Genomic DNA, 15,026 nt, shown 5'->3' with positions numbered 1-15,026 from the left:
TCCCGGTTCTCGCCCCGGCGTTGCGGGTCAGTTCAGGCCGAAACGGTCGAACAGCTCCTTCAGGTTCTCCTCCGGACGGGCGCCGATATGGGAGATGATCTCGCCCGCCGCCACGCAGCCCATGGTCCCGCAGGTCAGCAGGTTGCGCCCGCGGGTCAGGCCGTAAAGGAACCCCGCCGCGAACATGTCGCCGGCGCCGGTCGCGTCCACCCGCTTCATCGGGGCGGCCGGGGCGTGGACCGTGCGCTCGCCCTGCAGCACATAGGCGCCGGCGGGGCCGACGGTGCAGGCCACCAGCTCGACCTCCTTGCGGGCGAGGTCCATGGCGTCCTCCAGCGTCTCGGTCTGGTAGAGGCTGACCAGCTCGTGCTCGTTGGCGAACAGCAGGTCCACCTCGTCGCGCACCATGGTGCGGAACAGGTCGCGGTGACGCTCGATGCAGAACGGGTCCGACAGGGTGATCGAGACCTTGCCCCCCGCCCCCCGGCAGGCGGCGATGGCCTTGCGGAAGGCCTCCTGGCTTTCGAACCCGTCGAAGCGGTAGCCTTCGAGGTAGAGCCACTTGGTGTCGGCCATCAGGGCTTCGTCGATATCCGACACCGCGAGGTCCGCCGAGACGCCGAGATAGGTGTTCATCGACCGCTCGCCATCCGGCGAGACCAGCACGATGCAGCGCCCGGTCTCCTCGTCCAGCCGGTCGCGGCCGGTCATCGGCGTGTCGAAGGCGACGCCGAGCGAGCGGATGTCATGGGCGAAGATGGCGCCCAGCTGGTCGTCCTTGACCTTGCCCACGAAGGCCGACTTCGCGCCCAGCATCCCCAGGCCCGCGATGGTGTTGGCCACCGATCCGCCCGAGATCTCCTGCGCCGGTCCCATGGCGCCGTAGAGCGAGATGGCGCGCTCCGCGTCGATCAGGGTCATGATGCCCTTCTCGACCTTGTTCTCGGCCAGGAATTCTTCGTTGACGCGCGCCAGCACGTCCACGATGGCGTTGCCTATGCCGACGACGTCGAAGCGTTTCTCGCTCATGCGGGCTCCTTCGGGGGTTGGAGCGCCTTGCGCGCCCGTTTGGGTTTCGGGGCTTCGGGGAGGGTCTTCTCCTCGAAGCCGCAGAGATCGGAGATCAGGCAGTCCGGGCAGCCCGGCTTGCGGGCGAGGCACACGTAACGCCCATGCAGGATCAGCCAGTGATGGGCGTGCTGCTGGAATTCGGCGGGGACATGATCCTCGATGGCGCGTTCCACCGCGACCACGTCCTTGCCGGGGGCGAGCCCGGTGCGGTTGCCGACCCGGAAGATATGCGTGTCCACCGCCTGGGCGGGGTGCCGGAACCACATGTTGAGCACGACATTGGCGGTCTTGCGTCCGACGCCGGGCAGGGATTCCAGCGCGGCGCGAGAGGATGGCACCTCGCCGTCGAATTCCTCGATCAGCTGGCGGGACAGCTTGATGACGTTTCGGGCCTTGTTGCGGAACAGGCCGATGGTCTTGATGTGCTCGGTCACGCCCTCTTCGCCGAGCGCGAGCATCTTTTCGGGCGTGTCGGCGATTTCGAACAGGGCGCGGGTGGCGCGGTTGACCCCCTTGTCGGTGGCCTGGGCGGACAGCGCCACGGCGACCAGAAGGGTGAAGGCGTTGACGTGGTCGAGCTCGCCTTTCGGCTCCGCCTGTTCCTCGCGGAAGCGGGTGAAGATCTCGCGGATGTCGGCGTAGGGGAGCTGGGCGGTCATGATGCGCGAACCTTGCCCCGGAGGCGGGGCGCGGCGCAAGGCGGCGGGGGCGGGGCGAGGCGCCGCGTCGGGGGGGGGCTTCGGGGGGGCGCCGCGTCGGGTGTCGCGCCGATCGAGGCCGGGGCGCCCGCGGCGCGCTGAACCGCAGGCGCGGGTCGCGAGGGTCGGGCGGGTCCGTAGGGCGGGTGCGAACCCGCCATCCGCGGTTTCAGCCCTTGTCCGACATCCGCCAGATCGCGGCCAGCCCGATGGCCGACACGGCGGTGACCGCCAGCAGGGCCGAGCGGATGCCGATCAGGTCCGACAGCACGCCGATGCCGATGGCCCCCAGCGAGGTGCCGCCGATCGCCACCAGCAGCCACAGCGACATGACCCGTCCGCGGCGCCCGTCCGAGGTCTGGGTCTGGGCGATGGTCTGGTTCGACACGCCCACCGCCGTGCCCAGAAAACCGAGCCCCGCGACCAGCGCGATGGCGGCCGGCCAGCTCTCGATCAGCCCCAGCAGGGCCACGCAGGCCAGCGAGATCGCCGCGCAGACCATCGCCCGCCGCCGCATCCGCGCGGCGCTGGGCGAGCCGCGCGCCAGCCAGATCGCGGCCACCACCGCGCCGCCCCCGGCCGTCGCCGTCAGCGCCCCGAAGCCGCCCGCGCCCTGGCCGTAGAGCCCGTCGGCGGCCACGGGCAGCAGCTCCAGCGCCCCGCGGGCGGGGAGCGAGACCACCGCGGTCAGCAGGATCGCGTCGCGGATCAGGGGGCGGGCGGCGACATAGCGGGCGCCCTCGGCCATCTCGTTGAAGATGCCGGCGATCCAGCCGCGGGCCGGGGCGCCGTCGGCCTCGGGCGCGCGGGGCGTCGGAGGCATGGCCGGCATGGTGGCGAAGGAATAGATCTGCGGCAGGAACAGCATGCCGGCCAGCGCGATGGTCACGTCCGAGCCCTGATGCGCCAGCAGCCAGCCGCCCAGCGCCGGGCCCAGCATCCGCGTGCAGTTGAAGTTCAGCGCGGTCATCGCCACCGCCTGGGACAGCGCCTCGCGCGGGACGAGCCGGGGGGCGAGGGTCATGCGCAGCGGGTGATAGGCCGAGGCCGCGAGCCCGATGCCCAGCGACATCACCAGCAGGACCGGCGCGGTGATCGCGTCCTGGGCGGCCAGCGCGAACAGGGCGCCGGCCAGCAGGAATTGCAGCGACTGGGTGGCGACCAGCCCGTGACGCGGGTCGATGCGGTCGGCCAGCACGCCGAAGACCGGGCCGGACACCAGCGTCGGCGCGAAGTTCAGGAAGGCCACCAGCCCGGTGATCGCGGCCGAGCCGGTCAGGTCCCAGGCCAGCCAGCCCATGGCGATGCGCAGGATCCACATGCCGTTCAGCCCGGCGAAGTTGCCGGCGAGATAGGCGCGGAAGGCGGGGTGGGCGAGAGCGGCGGGCAGGGTCATTGCCGGCCGATAGATGGCGCCGGGAGCGGCTCGCGTCCAGAATTAGTTTTGCCGCCTTATCAAAGCGGCGCGCTCTATCTCTCTTGTGATGGGCTCTCTTGTGAGGGGTCTCCTTGCGAGGGACTGTTTGCGAGGCCGCCGGCCGGGTTGGCGATGCTCGGGAAAAGGGCGCGGCCGGGGGCGGCGCGCCTGGCGCCGGCGAATGCGGTGCGATTCCCTCTGAAATCATCGCCCGGCGCGCCGCCGACAGGTCCGGGCCGAGACCGCTGAACCCCGATCTGGAGCGGGTGACGCAGCGCCTCATTATGCTGCGATGCAGTAGCTGCGCTGCGGTATGTGCGCTGCACAACGCGGCCATGCATGAACGTCAGTTGTCCATATCGTAAAGCGATTTTACTTCTCGTCCCAACGGAAGCCGGTGACCTCCCACGCCGGCCAGACCAAGGACGACAACACGATGGCTCTGATCGCGGACGCCCCCCTCTCCCGTTCCGACATGGCGCATGGCGCCTCCGTTTCGGGCTCGACCCCCACTTTCGGCCAGATCGGCGCCGGCCTGCTGGCCTCCGGCGGTCGCCGCTTCGCCGCCTGGCGCGAATACCGCCGGACCCTGGCCGAGCTGCAGGCCCTCGATGACCGCGCCCTGCGCGATCTCAGCCTGAGCCGCGGCGAGCTGCGCCACGTCGCGCGGATGGCCGCCGGCCTCTGAGCCGCGGAGGACCGCGCCGCCCCCGGCCCTCCCCTCGGCCCTTGGGCGCGGCGTCACGAAAAAGACCGGCGGCGCGCGTCAGCGCCGCCGGTCTTCTCGCGTTCCGGGGGGGGCGTCAGGGCGTGCTCAGGCGGCGTCCTGCTCCGAACGGGTCAGCTCGGCCGTCTCCCAGGCCAGCATCGCGCGCTTCACGCCCAGCCCCCAGTGGTAGCCGCCCAGCGCGCCCGACTTGCGCAGCGCCCGGTGGCAGGGGATCAGCAGGCTGACCGGGTTGCGCCCCACCGCCGTGCCCACCGCCCGCACCGCCCTGGGCGAGCCGATCACCCGGGCGATGTCTGAATAGGTGGTGACATGGCCCGAGGGGATGGCCAGCAGCGCTTCCCAGACCTTGATCTGGAAGGGCGCCCCGATCAGCTGCAACCGCGCCTCGCCCCGGCGGCGGAAGGCGGCCTCCACCCAGGGGGCGAGCGCGGCGGGGTCTTCGATATAGCGGGCCTCGGGCCAGCGGGCGCGCAGGTCGGCGAGGGCGGCGTCCGGCCCGACCTCGGCGGCGAAGGCGAGGCCGCAAAGGCCCCGATCTCCGCCCATGGCCAGCGCCGGGCCGAAGGGGCTGTCGAACCAGCCGTAGCGCAGGGTCAGGCCCTCGGCGCCGCGGGCGAACTCGCCGGGGGTCATCGCCTCCCAGCGCAGGAACAGGTCATGGAGGCGCGAGGGGCCGGAGAGGCCGGACTCCAGCGCCGCGTCCAGCAGCGAATGCCGGTCGCGCAGCAGGGTCCGGGCGTGGTCGAGCGTGAGCCATTGCAGGTAGCGCTTGGGGCTGACCCCGACCCAGCGGGAGAACAGGCGCTGGAAATGGGCGGGCGAAAGACCCATGCGGGCGGCCAGCGCGTCGAGCGAGGGCTGGCGGCCGGCCTCGGCCTCGATCAGGCGCAGGGCGGCTTCCATCAGGTCGTGGTGGAAGCGGTCCGAGGCGTCGGGGCCGTCGAAGCGGGCGTCGGCGCCGGTGTTGGCGTCGGCGTCGGCGTCGGTCGGCGCGGGGGCGGCCGCGGCCTGCGGGGCGCGGGGCATGGCGGGGGTCGCGGAAGCGGTCATGTCGATCTCTCCTGTCTCGTCCCCTGATATGCGCGCTGCGGGCCGGCGCCGCGACCCGAATCCTGCTTTCCGACGCCGGGCCCGGCGGCCTCCGAGGTCCCGCGCCCTCGCCGCCCCGCGCCGTCGCCGCCCGCGCAGCGCCTGCCGCGCGCCGCGGGCGTTACGGCGCCGCCGGCGCGCCCTCTGCGCGGCGCCTTCGCGAAGCGGGCCATCTTGCGCGCGCGGCCCGTCCCGCGCCAGTCTGGCCGGCCGACCCACCGGTCAACGGGCCATCAAGAGGGGCTCCATGTATCCGATCTTCCGCGTCCGCCGCGAAATCCGCAAGGCGCTGCGCGCGCCCCGTCTCGCCCCCGGCGAGGTCCATGTCGCCCGCACCCGCTGCTGGCCCACCGACATCGATCACTTGTGGGAGCTCAACAACGGCCGCTCCCTGACCCTGATGGACATGGGCCGCATGGCCTGCATCCGCCAGACCCGCATGGTCGAGGACCTGGCCCGCCGCGGCGCCCGCATCGCCATCGCCGGGTCCTGCGTGCAGTATCGCCGCCGGGTGAAGCTGTGGGAGGCGCTGGAGATCCGCTCGAAGATCATCGGCTCGGACGCGCGCTTCATCTACATGGAGCAGGTGCTGCTCGCCTCCGGCGCCTTCGCCCATCACGCGGTGTTCCGCGTGGCCTGCGTCGGCCCGTCGGGGATGCTGCCCATCGCCGAGGCGCTGCGGGATTTCGACCATCCCGGCTGGTTCGCGCCCCTGCCCGCATGGATCGCCGAATGGTCGGCGGCCGAGGCGAAGCGGTCGCGCCCGGATTTCGCCGCCTGAGCCGGCTTCGGCGGGGGGAGCCGCGCGTCGACCCGGACGCGGGCCGCGCCGCTGCGCCCGCGCGGCGCGGGAACCGGGCGCCCGGCGGCGCCGGGGCGGCGCCAGGGCGGGGGGCGAGGGAAGGCTTTCACAGGCGCGATTTCGCGGGCCGCGCGAAACGCAACGCATGGCGCCCGGATCATCAAGCAATTAAGTTACGCGCCGACGCCGGGCGGCCCCGCCGGCGCGTCGATGCGGCCGGGCGTCTCCGCGCCCCGCCGGCCGGCGCGCGACGGCCCCGCCAAGCGATTGAAAGCGCGCGCACAGTCGCGCCGACCTGACAAAGGAAGCGCTCCATGCCCAAAGACGCCATGCCCCGCGAGATCGTGATTCTCTCAGGCGCCCGCACCGCCATCGGCACCTTCGGCGGCAGCCTCGCCGGGACCGCCCCCACCGCCACCGGCGCCCTTGTGGCCAAGGAGGCGATGGCCCGCGCCGGCGTCGATCCCAAGCAGATCGGCCATGTCGCCTACGGCCACGTGATCAACACCGAACCCCGCGACATGTATCTGTCCCGCGTCTCCGCCATCGAGGCCGGCATCCCCGACGAAACCCCGGCGATGAACGTCAACCGGCTCTGCGGCTCGGGCGCCCAGGCGATCGTGTCCGCCGCCCAGTCGATCCTGCTGGGCGACGCGGAATACGCGCTCGCCGGCGGGGCCGAGGCCATGTCCCGCGGGCCCTACATCCTGCCCTCCGCCCGCTTCGGCCAGAAGATGGGCGACATGAAGGGCATCGACATGATGGTCGGCGCGCTCAACGACCCGTTCGGCCACGGCCACATGGGCATCACCGCCGAGAACGTCGCCGCCGAGCACCAGATCGGCCGCGAGGAGATGGACGCCTTCGCGCTGGAATCCCAGGCCCGCGCCAAGGCCGCGATCGAGGGCGGGCGCTTCGCCGACCAGATCGTGCCGGTCGAGGTGAAGAAGGGCCGCGAGATGGTCGCCTTCGACACCGACGAGCATCCGCGCATGACCTCGGCCGAGGCGCTGGCCGGCCTCAAGCCTGTGTTCCGGAAGGACGGGATGGTCACCGCGGGCAACGCCTCGGGCATCAATGACGGCGCCGCGGCGCTGGTGCTGGCCTCGGGCGAGGCGGCGGCGGCGGCGGGCCTGAAGCCCCGCGCCCGCATCCTCGGCTACGCCCATGCCGGCGTGCGCCCCGAGGTCATGGGCATCGGCCCGGTCCCGGCGGTGAAGCAGCTGATGGAGCGCACCGGTCTGACCGCCGCCGACTTCGACGTGGTCGAGTCGAACGAGGCCTTCGCCGCCCAGGCCTGCGCGGTGAACAAGGGGCTCGGGCTCGACCCGGCCAAGGTGAATCCGAACGGCGGCGCCATCGCGCTGGGTCACCCGGTGGGCGCCACCGGCGCGATCATCACCGTGAAGTGCCTCTATGAGCTGGAGCGCATCGGCGGCCGCTACGGCCTGATCACCATGTGCATCGGCGGCGGGCAGGGCATCGCCATCGCCATCGAGCGGATCTGATCCGCGCCCGGCCCCGGCGCCCGGCGCGCCGGGGCCGGGCATGACAGGCGACGGGGCGGGCCGGCGACGGCCCGCCCCTTTCTTGTTCCGGGAAGCCCGCTCGCCTTTCTGGAAGGGGGGAGCCGGGCCGGACAGGGCGAAAGCGGCGGGCTCGCCCCAACCGTGACTCTTTCGCGACGGGACTGGACAGAGCCGCGCGCCCTTCTACGTGATGGGATACGTTTGCAAGTCCAACCTCAACGGAGGAGGCCGCCATGGCGACCGCCGTGAAGACCCCGGAAGACAAGTACGACGACCTCTCCCAGCAGATCGACGCCCTGCGCGCCGACCTCGCCGGGATCACCGAATCCGTGGGCGCCATCGCCCGCGAAGAGGCCCAGTCCGCCAAGGCCCGCGTCAACGGCGCGGTCAACGACGCCGCCGCCCGCGGCCGCGCCGCCGGCGAGCATGCCCGCGCCCAGGCCGAAGACGGGGTGGCCCATGCCGCCGATTACGTCCGCGAGAACCCGCTGACCGCCGTCGCCGGCGCCGCCGCGCTGGGGCTGGTCTTCGGTTTCCTCACCGCGCGCCGCTGAGCGGGCGCGGCATGACCCGCAGGGGGAATATCGGCGGCGGCGCGCTTGCGCCCGCCGCGACCGCCGCGCGAGGGCCGGACGCATGAGCCCGTTCACCGACCGCATCACCCGCGAGGCGGTCCGGACGGCGAGCGAGGCCTCGGCCGGCGCCGCCGCCTCGGTCGTGGCGACGCTGATCGCGCCGCTGGCCATCGGATTCTGCGCGCTGATCGCGGCGGGGCTGCTGACCGCGGCGGCGTTGCTCTACCTTGCGCCGCCGCTGGGCTGGCCCGGTGCGATCGGCTGCCTGGGCGTGTTCTGGGCGGCGATCGGGCTGGCCATCGCCGCGGGCAAGGGCTTCCGTCCGGCGCGGCCGATGATCCCCGCCGACGTGGCCGCGCCGCGGATGGCCGCCGCCGCCCGCGCCGCCGGGGCGCCGACCCCCGCCGCGATGACGGCGGAGGAGGCCGCCGCCGCAGCCGCGACCGGGGCCACGGCCCCCGGCCTGGGCGGCATCCCGCCCCGTGGCGCGGTGCTGACCGATCTGGAACTGGCCGAGATGGCGATCCGCGCCTTCCGCGACGCCTCGATGGCGGGCCGGGCCATGCGCGGCGGTCGTCGCCGCCGTTGACGCGCACCGCCCGCGCCGGTCTCCGGCGCGGGCGGTCGGGCGCCCGCCCCACGCCTCCTCGCGCCGTCGCAACCGCATGACCGGCGACCGGTCCGCCTGATCCTCCCCGTCGCCGCCGGGGAGGCGTGCTCAATTCATTGTCACCTGGATGGAATTTGACGTAGGGTAATGGCCTGTGTGGAGCGTGTTTCGGCAAGGAGTCGGAGACAATGAGAGGAAACGCCTCGAAATTGGTCCCGGACGCCTGCGTCGAACCGGGCGCGATCCCGGATATCTCCCGCACCGTCATTCCCGCTGCGGCGCCCCCGTTGGGGAGCGCCTTCGACCTTCGCGCGCTTTTCCGGAGCCTTTCCGGATGCCGGAGCGGGATCGCGGCCGGTTCCTGACCCGGACGCGGGGGGCGCGCGCGGGACCCTCCCGCACCCGCGCGCGCCTCGTCGACGCGAAGCGGCGGGCCTGAGCTCGCGCCCCGGGGACAGCGGCGCGCGTGCGGGACGCGGCGCCTCCCTACCCGTCCAGAAAGCCTGCGCAGATCCGGGCGAATTCGTCCGGGGCCTCCGCGTGCAGCCAGTGGTCGGCGCCGGGGATCGCGTCGAAGACCGCCTCGGGGAACATCGCGCGGATCGCCGGGTGATGGGCCTCGGTCAGGTAGCTGGACTTGCCGCCCGCCAGGAACAGCACCGGGCGCGCGAACCGTCCCGAGGGCGCCGGCCAGTCGATCAGCCCCGCCATCCCCGCCGCCAGCGCGTCGAGGTTCAGCCGCCAGCGCAGCCCCTCGGGCGAATTGGCCAGCGAGTGCAGCAGGAAGGCCCGCATCGAGCGGTCGGCCACATGGGGCGCGAGCAGCGCCTCGGCCTCCGAGCGTCGGCTGAGGGCGGAAAGGTCGATATCGCGCATCGCCTGCACATAGCCCGAATGGCTGTGGGAATAGGCCACCGGCGCCACGTCGGCCACGATCAGGCGGCGCAGGGGCGCGGGTTCGGTCAGCGCGCACATCATCGCGGCCTTGCCGCCCATGGAATGGCCCAGCAGGTCGGCCTCGCCCCCCGGTCCGGCGGCATCGGCCAGCGTCTCGGCCAGATCGCCGGCCATGTCGGCGTAGCCCATCGCGTCCGACCACGGGCTTTCGCCGTGATTGCGCATGTCCACCGCCACCACGCGCCGCCCCTGCGCCAGTTTCTTCGCCACGCCGTTCCAGTTGCGGGCCGAGCCGAACAGGCCGTGGGCCACGACCAGGGGGGGGTGGATCTCCGGCCCTTCGGGGGCGTGGGCGATGGCGTTGAGGCGCATGGGGTGGCTCCTTCGCGGGGGATGCGAGACCATGGATAACCAGCCCGCGCCCGGAAGGAAACGCGCCGCGACCGCCTGGGCATTGTCTCCGCCCCGTCGACCGGCCTAGGCTCCGGTCCAGTGCAGGAGGCCCGCGTGCAACCCTATTCCGCCCTGTCGGTGATCTGGAACGGCCTGACCGGCCAGCGCGACTGGTCCCGCCAGTGGCGCGACCGGGAGCCGAAATCCGCCTATGACGTGATCGTGGTGGGGGGCGGCGGCCACGGGCTCGCCACCGCCTATTACCTCGCGAAGAACCACGGGATCCGCCGCGTCGCGGTGCTGGAACGCGGGCTGATCGGACAGGGCAACGCCGGCCGCAACACCACCATCGTGCGGTCCAACTACATGCTGCCGGGCAACCGCGAGTTCTACGAACATACGCTGAAGCTGTGGGAGGGGCTGTCGCATGACCTCAACTACAACCTCATGTTCTCCCAGCGCGGGCACATGGCGCTGCATTTCGACCCCGCCGGCCGCGACGCCTTCGCGCGGCGCTACAACACCCTGCGCATGACCGGCTCGGACGGGCGCTGGCTGCGGCGGGACGAGGTCCGCGCCCGCGCCCCCTACCTCAACTGGTCCCCGGACGCGCGCTTCCCCATCGAGGGCGCCTTCGTGCAGGAGCGCGCCGGGACCGCGCGGCATGACGCGCTGGTCTGGGGCCTGGCGCGCGCCGCCGACGCGCGCGGCGTGCAGATCGTGCAGAACTGCGAAGTGACCGGCTTCATCCGCGAGGCCGGGGAGATCGTCGGCGTCGAGACCTCGCGCGGCGAGATCCGCGCCCCCAAGGTCGCGCTCTGCGTCGCCGGCTCCACCGGACCGCTGGCCGCCAGGGCGGGGCTGAAGAAACTGCCGCTGGAGACGCACAAGCTGCAGGCCTTCGTGACCGAGCCGCTCAAGCCCATCGTCCACACGGTGGTCAGCTCGGCGCAGGAGGGGCTGTTCTACCTCTCCCAGTCCGACAAGGGCGGACTGGTCTTCGGCGGAGAGATCGACGGCCATCCCAGCTACGCCCAGCGGGGCGGCCCGCGCATCTATTCCGAGGTGATGGAGAAAGCCGTGGCCCTGATGCCCTGGATCAGCCGGGTCCGCATCCTGCGCCAATGGGCGGGGGTGATGGACATGTCGATGGACGGCGCGCCCTTCATCTCCACCACGCGGGTTCCGGGGCTCTATTTCAACGCCGGCTGGAACTACGGGGGGTTCAAGGCGACCCCGGCCTCGGGCTGGTGCTACGCCCACACCATCGCGAAGGATGAGCCGCATGAGCTGAACGCCGCGTTCTCGCTGGACCGGTTCGCCCGCGGCGCGATGCTGGACGAGGAGGCGTCGGGTCCGACGCCCCGGCTGCACTGATGCGGCTCGCCTGCCCGTTCTGCGGCCTCCGCGACGAGGGGGAATTCGCCTATGAGGGGCCGGTCATGGACTGGCCCGCGCTCGACGCCCGCCCGGCCAAGTGGGTGGATGCGGTGTATCTGCGCGACCAGCCCAGGGGCGAGACGCGGGAGCTTTGGCGCCACCATCTCGGCTGCGGGTCGCTGCTGGAGGTGGTCCGGAACAACGTCACCCATGAGGTCGCGTCGGTCGGCCACGCCGATCCGGCCGAGACGCGGGCGCTGAAGGTGCGCGTCCGATGACCGGGTTCAGACTGCGCGGCCGGGCCGAGACGCCGCTGTCCTTCCGCTGGAACGGGACGGCGATGACCGGGCAGGCGGGGGACACCCTGTCCGCGGCGCTGATGGCCAACGGGGTGCGGCTGGTGGGCCGGTCCTTCAAGTATCACCGCCCCCGCGGGATCATGGCGGCCGGAGAGGAAGAGGCCGGCGCGCTGGCGACGGTGGGCGAGGGCGGGCGGCGCACGCCCAACCTCAAGGCCTCGGTGGTGGAGCTGGAGGCGGGGCTGGTCGCCGCTTCGCAGAACCACTGGCCGTCGCTGGGCTTCGATCTCGGGCAGGCCAACGACCTGATGGGGCGGTTCCTGACCGCCGGTTTCTACTACAAGACCTTCATGGGGCCGGTCGCGGGCACGCGCGTCTGGATGGGGTTCGAGCATCTGATCCGCCGCGCCGCCGGTCTCGGCGCCGTCACCACCGCGCCCGACCCGGACCTTTACGAACAGGTCCACGACCATTGCGACCTGCTGGTCGCCGGGGCCGGGCCCGCCGGTCTGTCCGCGGCGCTGGAGGCGGCGGAACAGGGCGCGGACGTCATCCTCGCCGAGCAGGATTTCGCGATCGGCGGCGCGCTGCTGTCCGACCCCGACGGCGCGGCGACGCTGGCCCCGCTTGCGAATGCGGTCGCGGCCCACGACGGAATCCGGGTGCTGACCCGCGCGCAGGTCTTCGGCCTCTACGATCACGGCGTCGCGGGGGTGGTCGAGCGCCTCCCCGCCGGCGGCCCCGTGCGTGAGCGGCTGCGGCTGGTGCGCAGCGGCGGGATCATCGCGGCGACAGGCGCCATCGAACGTCCGCTGGTCTTCGGGGACAACGACCGCCCCGGCGTGATGGGCGCCGCCGCGGCGGGAACCTACGCGGTCCGGCACGGGGTCGCGCCCGGGCGGCGGATCGTGGTGGCGACCACCAACGATTCCGCCTACGCGCCCGCCGCGGCGCTGGCGACGGCGGGGCTGGACGTCACCTTGCTGGACCTGCGCGAGCGGGCGCCGGAGGCGGCCTGCGCGGTCGCGACGGAGGCCGGCGTGACCGTCCGCCCCGGCATGGCGCCGATCCGGGCGCTGTCGGGCGGGTTTTCTGGCGGGGTGACCGGGCTGCTCTGCGGCCGCCACCGGGGCGCGGGCCGGGCGCTGCCCGAGGAAAAGCTCGCCGCCGATATCGTCGCCGTCTCGGGCGGCTGGTCGCCGGCCCTGCACCTGACCAGCCATGCCCGCGCCCGGCCTGTGTGGTCCGACGACCTGCTCTGCTTCCTGCCCGGCGAGGGCGAGGTCATCGCCTGCGGGTCCGCCGCGGGCGTGTGGGAGACCGAGGCCTGCCTCGCCTCCGGCCGCGCCGCGGGTCGCCGCGCCGCCATCGCCCTGCGCGTCACCCGCCGCCGTCCCCTGAAGGACGCCGAACCGGGGGGATGGGAGACCCCGCCCCTCCCGGTCTGGGAGATCCACGCCCGCGGCCGCTCGGACAGGAAATTCGTCGACCTGATGCATGACGTCACCGCCGCCGACATCCGCCAGGCGAAGGCCGAGGGCTTCGAGGCGCCCGAGCACATGAAGCGCTACACCACGCTGGGCATGGCCACCGACCAGGGCAAGGCGGGCGGCGTGTCGGGGCTCGCGATCATGGCCGAGGCGCTGGGCGAGGCCGGCCCCGGCGCGCTGGGCACGACCACCTTCCGCCCGCCCTACGCCCCGGTCTCCATGGGCGTTTTCGCCGGAGAGATCACCGGCGAGACCTGGGCCCCCGCCCGCCCCACCCCCTTCCACGCCCGGGCCGAGGCCGCCGGCGCCGTCTTCGTCGACGCCGGCCATTGGCGCCGGCCGTGGTATTTCCCGGCCGCGGCCGAGGACCTGCGCGCCGCCTCGATGCGCGAGGCGGCGTTGGTCCGCGCCTCGGTCGGGGTCTGCGATATCTCGACCCTGGGCAAGTTCATGGTGCAGGGGCCGGACGCGGCGGCGTTCCTGGACGCGATGTTCTCGAACCTCGTCTCGACCCTGCCGGTGGGCAAGGCGCGCTACGGGTTCCTGCTGCGCGAGGACGGGATCGTCTTCGATGACGGCACGATCTGGCGCCTGTCCGAGACCGCCTTCCTGGTCACCACCACCACCGGCCATGCCGAGGCCGCGGAGGCGCATTTCGCCCGCTGGAAGGCCCGCCTCGGCCCGTTCCGCGCCGCGGTGACCCCGGTGACGGAAGCCTGGTGCGCCCTGGCGGTCGCCGGCCCCCGCGCCCGCGCGGCGCTGGGCCGGGCGACGGAGGACGACGTGTCCGACGCCGCGCTCCCCTTCCTCGGCGTGCGGGAGATGGTCGTGGCCGGGGTTCCGGCGCGGGTGGCGCGGATCAGTTTCTCGGGGGAACTGGCCTTCGAGGTCCATGTCCGCCCCGACGACGCCCCCGCGCTGTGGGACGCGCTGGCGGCGGCGGCGCGGGCGGAGGGCGGCGGGCTCTACGGGCTGGAGGCGCTGGATATCCTGCGAGTGGAGAAAGGGTTCCTCACCGGGCGCGAGATCGACGGGCGGGCGACGCTGGCGGATCTCGGGATGGCGGGGATGGCCTCGAAGAAAAAGCCGTTCCTCGGGCGCGCGCTAATGGGGCGGGAGGCGCTGGCCGATCCCGCCCGTCCGCGGCTGGTGGGCCTGGTCCCGGCGGAAGCGGGGGCGCAGGTGCGCGCCGGCGCCCTGCTGCATCGGCTGGGCGAGGAGACGGGGCGCGGCGTCGGCTGGATCGCCTCGGTCGCCGACAGCCCCGCCATCGGCGCCCGCATCGCGCTGGGCTTCGCCGAAGGCGGGGTCGAGGCGCTGGAGGGGCGGACCCTGATGGCCCATGACCCGACCGCCGGCACGGTGACCAAGATGAAGGTCCGCGCGGCGTGTTTCGTCGATCCGAAGGGATCGCGGATGAAGGGTGATCCGAAGGGATCGCGGATGAAAGGCGACCCCGAAGGCGCGCGGATGGAGGGCGAGCCGAAGGGATCGCGCGGGAAAGGGGAGGGCGCGGCATGACCGAGGCCCTGGTCATCGACCTGCTCCCCGCCGGCGCCCTGTGGGAGGCCGAGGTCTGGCGCGGCCCCGACGGCGCCCGGCTGTGCAAGGCGCTCGACGCCCCGGCGCCCGCGCCCGGCGCCTGGGTGGAGGCCGCCAACGGCGCCCGTATCTGGCGGCGCGCGCCGCTGGTCTGGCGGATCTGGACCGCCGCGGACCCGGCCGGGCCTCCGCCCGCCGCGCTGGCGGAACTCGCGCCCGAGGCCGGCGTCTCGGCGGAAATCGGGGCGGGGCTCGCGCGGCTGCGCCTCGCGGGGGAATGGGCGCGCGCGTCGGAGGCGCTGGCCCGGCTGGTCCCGCTCGACCTGCGTGAGGCCGCCTTCCCGGAGGGCTCGGCGGCGCTCACCGGCTGGCGCCATGTCCCCCTGACCCTGTTGCGCGACGCGGAGGGGGCGGAGCTTCTGGTCCCGCGTTCCCACGCGCCGACGCTGGCGGCGCAGGCGCGGCGCGTCGCCGCTCGCCTTGTCGGCTGAGCCGCGGCGACTA

General features: G+C 73.2%; 14 protein-coding genes. 9 read left to right on the top strand and 5 right to left on the bottom strand.

Annotated features, from left to right (window positions below; genetic code table 11):
- Positions 1 to 27: 27 nt before the first annotated feature.
- The 3 genes from BLV24_RS08005 to BLV24_RS07995 form a co-directional block, all read right to left on the bottom strand.
- Positions 28 to 1,029 carry an adenosine kinase gene (locus tag BLV24_RS08005; protein ID WP_092680648.1) on the bottom strand — a complete coding sequence of 334 codons (1,002 nt, stop codon included), beginning with the start codon at positions 1,027 to 1,029 and terminating at the stop codon, positions 28 to 30.
- Complete coding sequence (nth, locus tag BLV24_RS08000; RefSeq protein ID WP_092680647.1) at positions 1,026 to 1,730, bottom strand: endonuclease III; 705 nt, start codon at positions 1,728 to 1,730, stop codon at positions 1,026 to 1,028. The genes BLV24_RS08005 and nth overlap by 4 nt, the downstream gene beginning before the upstream one ends.
- Before the next feature lie 208 nt (positions 1,731 to 1,938).
- Entirely contained in the window at positions 1,939 to 3,165 is a 1,227-nt protein-coding gene (locus BLV24_RS07995; RefSeq protein ID WP_092680646.1) for an MFS transporter, read from the bottom strand.
- Positions 3,166 to 3,583: 418 nt separating this feature from the next.
- On the opposite strand from BLV24_RS07995, the gene BLV24_RS07990 reads away from it, so the two are divergent.
- Positions 3,584 to 3,874, top strand: coding sequence for a DUF1127 domain-containing protein (locus tag BLV24_RS07990; protein WP_245710450.1), 291 nt, complete (start codon positions 3,584 to 3,586; stop codon positions 3,872 to 3,874).
- Positions 3,875 to 4,000: 126 nt separating this feature from the next.
- On the opposite strand, the gene BLV24_RS07985 is transcribed toward BLV24_RS07990, so the two are convergent.
- Entirely contained in the window at positions 4,001 to 4,819 is an 819-nt protein-coding gene (locus BLV24_RS07985) for a methylated-DNA--[protein]-cysteine S-methyltransferase (protein WP_245710485.1), read from the bottom strand.
- A 433-nt stretch (positions 4,820 to 5,252) separates the two neighbouring features.
- Between BLV24_RS07985 and BLV24_RS21945 the strand changes: the two genes are divergently transcribed.
- The 4 genes from BLV24_RS21945 to BLV24_RS07965 all read left to right on the top strand — a co-directional run bounded on the left by BLV24_RS21945 (position 5,253) and on the right by BLV24_RS07965 (position 8,500).
- Positions 5,253 to 5,786 carry an acyl-CoA thioesterase gene (locus tag BLV24_RS21945; protein WP_176954675.1) on the top strand — a complete coding sequence of 178 codons (534 nt, stop codon included), beginning with the start codon at positions 5,253 to 5,255 and terminating at the stop codon, positions 5,784 to 5,786.
- Between the two features lie 335 nt (positions 5,787 to 6,121).
- Positions 6,122 to 7,315 carry an acetyl-CoA C-acyltransferase family protein gene (locus tag BLV24_RS07975; RefSeq protein WP_245710449.1) on the top strand — a complete coding sequence of 398 codons (1,194 nt, stop codon included), beginning with the start codon at positions 6,122 to 6,124 and terminating at the stop codon, positions 7,313 to 7,315.
- A 254-nt stretch (positions 7,316 to 7,569) separates the two neighbouring features.
- Positions 7,570 to 7,890, top strand: a complete 321-nt coding sequence (locus BLV24_RS07970) for an ElaB/YgaM/YqjD family protein (protein ID WP_092680643.1) — start codon at positions 7,570 to 7,572, stop codon at positions 7,888 to 7,890.
- Between the two features lie 82 nt (positions 7,891 to 7,972).
- Positions 7,973 to 8,500 (top strand): hypothetical protein, encoded by a 528-nt coding sequence (locus BLV24_RS07965; RefSeq protein WP_092680642.1) that lies wholly within the window; start codon positions 7,973 to 7,975, stop codon positions 8,498 to 8,500.
- A 507-nt stretch (positions 8,501 to 9,007) separates the two neighbouring features.
- Here BLV24_RS07965 and BLV24_RS07960 read toward each other — a convergent pair.
- Positions 9,008 to 9,790: an alpha/beta fold hydrolase gene (locus tag BLV24_RS07960; protein WP_092680641.1), complete on the bottom strand. Its 783-nt coding sequence runs from the start codon at positions 9,788 to 9,790 to the stop codon at positions 9,008 to 9,010.
- A 135-nt stretch (positions 9,791 to 9,925) separates the two neighbouring features.
- On the opposite strand from BLV24_RS07960, the gene BLV24_RS07955 reads away from it, so the two are divergent.
- Genes BLV24_RS07955 through BLV24_RS07940 form a run of 4 tightly spaced genes read left to right on the top strand, consistent with a single transcriptional unit; the run spans position 9,926 to position 15,013 of the window.
- Positions 9,926 to 11,188, top strand: a complete 1,263-nt coding sequence (locus BLV24_RS07955; protein WP_092680640.1) for a sarcosine oxidase subunit beta family protein — start codon at positions 9,926 to 9,928, stop codon at positions 11,186 to 11,188.
- Complete coding sequence (locus BLV24_RS07950) at positions 11,188 to 11,469, top strand: sarcosine oxidase subunit delta (protein WP_092680639.1); 282 nt, start codon at positions 11,188 to 11,190, stop codon at positions 11,467 to 11,469. Before BLV24_RS07955 ends, BLV24_RS07950 begins: the two co-directional genes overlap by 1 nt.
- Positions 11,466 to 14,501, top strand: coding sequence for a 2Fe-2S iron-sulfur cluster-binding protein (locus BLV24_RS07945; protein ID WP_092680638.1), 3,036 nt, complete (start codon positions 11,466 to 11,468; stop codon positions 14,499 to 14,501). Before BLV24_RS07950 ends, BLV24_RS07945 begins: the two co-directional genes overlap by 4 nt.
- Positions 14,498 to 15,013 carry an aminomethyltransferase family protein gene (locus BLV24_RS07940; protein WP_092680637.1) on the top strand — a complete coding sequence of 172 codons (516 nt, stop codon included), beginning with the start codon at positions 14,498 to 14,500 and terminating at the stop codon, positions 15,011 to 15,013. Before BLV24_RS07945 ends, BLV24_RS07940 begins: the two co-directional genes overlap by 4 nt.
- Positions 15,014 to 15,026 lie beyond the last annotated feature (13 nt).

This window comes from Albimonas donghaensis, from assembly GCF_900106695.1.
Classification (GTDB): Bacteria; Pseudomonadota; Alphaproteobacteria; order Rhodobacterales; family Rhodobacteraceae; genus Albimonas; species Albimonas donghaensis.
Note: the sequence above shows the minus strand (reverse complement) of the source record. Positions and strands in the feature narration are given on the sequence as shown.

Excerpts from the sequence above, each read along its gene's own strand:
- BLV24_RS21945 (WP_176954675.1), top strand. The coding sequence starts at position 5,253 with ATGTATCCGATCTTCCGCGTCCGCCGCGAAATCCGCAAGGCGCTGCGC.
- BLV24_RS07940 (WP_092680637.1), top strand. The coding sequence starts at position 14,498 with ATGACCGAGGCCCTGGTCATCGACCTGCTCCCCGCCGGCGCCCTGTGG.
- nth (WP_092680647.1), bottom strand. The coding sequence starts at position 1,730 with ATGACCGCCCAGCTCCCCTACGCCGACATCCGCGAGATCTTCACCCGC.
- BLV24_RS07995 (WP_092680646.1), bottom strand. The coding sequence starts at position 3,165 with ATGACCCTGCCCGCCGCTCTCGCCCACCCCGCCTTCCGCGCCTATCTC.
- BLV24_RS07985 (WP_245710485.1), bottom strand. The coding sequence starts at position 4,819 with ATGGAAGCCGCCCTGCGCCTGATCGAGGCCGAGGCCGGCCGCCAGCCC.
- BLV24_RS07950 (WP_092680639.1), top strand. The coding sequence starts at position 11,188 with ATGCGGCTCGCCTGCCCGTTCTGCGGCCTCCGCGACGAGGGGGAATTC.
- BLV24_RS07970 (WP_092680643.1), top strand. The coding sequence starts at position 7,570 with ATGGCGACCGCCGTGAAGACCCCGGAAGACAAGTACGACGACCTCTCC.
- BLV24_RS07945 (WP_092680638.1), top strand. The coding sequence starts at position 11,466 with ATGACCGGGTTCAGACTGCGCGGCCGGGCCGAGACGCCGCTGTCCTTC.
- BLV24_RS07960 (WP_092680641.1), bottom strand. The coding sequence starts at position 9,790 with ATGCGCCTCAACGCCATCGCCCACGCCCCCGAAGGGCCGGAGATCCAC.
- BLV24_RS08005 (WP_092680648.1), bottom strand. The coding sequence starts at position 1,029 with ATGAGCGAGAAACGCTTCGACGTCGTCGGCATAGGCAACGCCATCGTG.
- BLV24_RS07975 (WP_245710449.1), top strand. The coding sequence starts at position 6,122 with ATGCCCAAAGACGCCATGCCCCGCGAGATCGTGATTCTCTCAGGCGCC.
- BLV24_RS07965 (WP_092680642.1), top strand. The coding sequence starts at position 7,973 with ATGAGCCCGTTCACCGACCGCATCACCCGCGAGGCGGTCCGGACGGCG.